Raw genomic sequence first — 2,054 nt, forward strand, 5'->3', positions numbered from 1 at the left:
GTTCGCGCAAGCCGCCGAAGCCGCCGCGGCTGGCCGACCCACGCCGCCGGATGCGGCTCGGGACCGTGCTGACGCTGGCGCTGTTCGCGGTCATCGGCATCCGGCTCGTCGCGCTCCAGGCCGTGGAGGCTCCGGCGTACGCGGACGCGGGCATCCAGGACCGCCTGCGCACGGTGACCCTGCCGGCGCCGCGCGGCGCCATCTACGACCGGTCCGGCGCGGCCCTCGCGCACAGCGTCGAGGCGCGGTACGTCTACGCCGACCCGACCCAGGTCAAGGACGTCGCGGCCACCGCGCGGGCGCTCTCGCCGTTGCTCGGCATCCCCGCCTCGAAGCTGGCCGAGCGGATGGCGCCGCGCAAGCGGCCCGGCGGCGCCGACTCGCAGTTCGAGTACCTCGCCCGGGGTGTCGACATCGCGCAGGCCCGGAAGGTCATGGCGCTGGAGCTGCCCGGCATCAACACCCACCGCGACGAGCGGCGGGAGGTGCCCGGCGGTGACCTCGCCGCGAACCTGATCGGCTTCACCAGCCAGGACATGGTTGGGCTGGAGGGGCTGGAGGCCCGCTACGACGACCTGCTGGCCGGCGTGGACGGCGAGCGGACGTACGAGGTCGGCCTCGGTGACCTGGCCGCGCCGATCCCCGGCGGCTACAGCGAGACGACGAAGGCCAAGCCGGGGAGTTCCCTGCAGCTGACCGTCGACCGGGACCTGCAGTTCATGGTGCAGGTGATCCTGGGTCGGCAGATGGCGCAGGTCCAGGGCAGCACCGGGGCGGCCGTGGTCATCGAGGTCGCCACCGGCGAGGTGCTGGCCCAGGCCAGCCACCCGACCTACAACGCCGCCAAACCCATCCCGAGCGAGCCGACCGACCGGGTGGACGCGGCCACCAGCTTCGTGGTCGACCCCGGCTCGGTGCACAAGGCGATCACCTTCGGCGCCGCCCTCCAGGAGGGCGTGATCACGAAGGACACCACGTTCCCGGTGCCGAACAGCGTCGTCAAGGGCGGCTACGAGTTCTCCGACTCGCACCGGGCCGACGGCCGGCGGATGAGCCTGCCCGGGATGATGGCGTACTCCTCCAACGTCGGCACCATCGCCATCGCCGACCAGCTCGGTCGCGACCGGCTCATCGACTACCAGAAGCGCTTCGGGCTGGGCGAGCCGACCGGGGTCGGCATGCCCGGCGAGGCGAGCGGCCGGCTGCTGCCCGCCGAGGAGTGGAGCGGATCGGCGGAAGGTTCGGTGCCGATCGGGCACAGCGTCGACGCCACCCCGCTGCAGATGGCCGCCGCGTACGCCACCATCGCCAACGACGGCACGTACGTCCAGCCGCACCTCGTCCAGGAGGTGATCGGGCCGGACGGGAAGCGGACGAAGCCGGAGCCCCCGAAGACCCGGTCCGTGCTCAGCCCGGACACCGCCGCCGAGCTGCGGACGATCCTGGAGGCGGTCACCACCGTCGACGACGCGACCGGGCTCGCCGCCGCGGTCCCCGGCTACCGGATCGCCGGCAAGACCGGCACCGGCTGGCGGCTGGCCGACGGGCAGAAGCAGCCGGGCGAGGTGGCGTCGTTCATCGGCATGGCCCCGGCGGAGAAGCCCCGGTACGTGATCGCGGTCTTCGCGCACACCCCGGCGGGTGGGGGCGGCGACATCGCCGCGCCCGCGTTCCGGGAGATGATGCAGTTCACCCTGCGCCACTACCGGGTGCCGCCGTCGAGCGCCGCCGCGCCGAAGTTCGAGGTCTTTCCGCGCTGACCGGGACCGGCGCGACATGATCGGTGGGTGCGGACGAACCACCGGGGCGGCTGTTCGGCGCGAACCGGACGACCGGGTAGGGTCTGACGCCGTGTCCGGCAATCCTCGTCCCCGCACCGTGAGCGGTGTCCGCCTGGGCGACCTCGCCGCCCGGCTCGCCACCGAGCCCCCGAAGGGCGCCGCCGAGCTGGTGGTGACCGGGGTGACCCACGCCAGCCAGGAGGTTCGCCCCGGCGACCTGTACGCGGCCCTCCCGGGCGCCAACCGGCACGGCGCGGAGTTCGCGTCCGGCGC

1 protein-coding gene and 1 pseudogene are annotated in these 2,054 nt (G+C 73.8%); both read left to right on the forward strand.

Going from position 1 to position 2,054, the window contains the following annotated elements:
- Window positions 1-1,760: penicillin-binding protein 2 (locus AB0I76_RS28540; RefSeq protein ID WP_357041826.1), on the forward strand; the 1,760-nt coding region annotated here is incomplete at its 5' end.
- Window positions 1,761-1,878: 118 nt separating this feature from the next.
- Window positions 1,879-2,054 (forward strand): annotated as a pseudogene (locus tag AB0I76_RS28545) (UDP-N-acetylmuramoyl-L-alanyl-D-glutamate--2,6-diaminopimelate ligase); the annotation flags it as partial.

This window comes from Micromonospora sp. NPDC049799 (assembly GCF_040656655.1).
Classification (GTDB): Bacteria; Actinomycetota; Actinomycetes; order Mycobacteriales; family Micromonosporaceae; genus Micromonospora.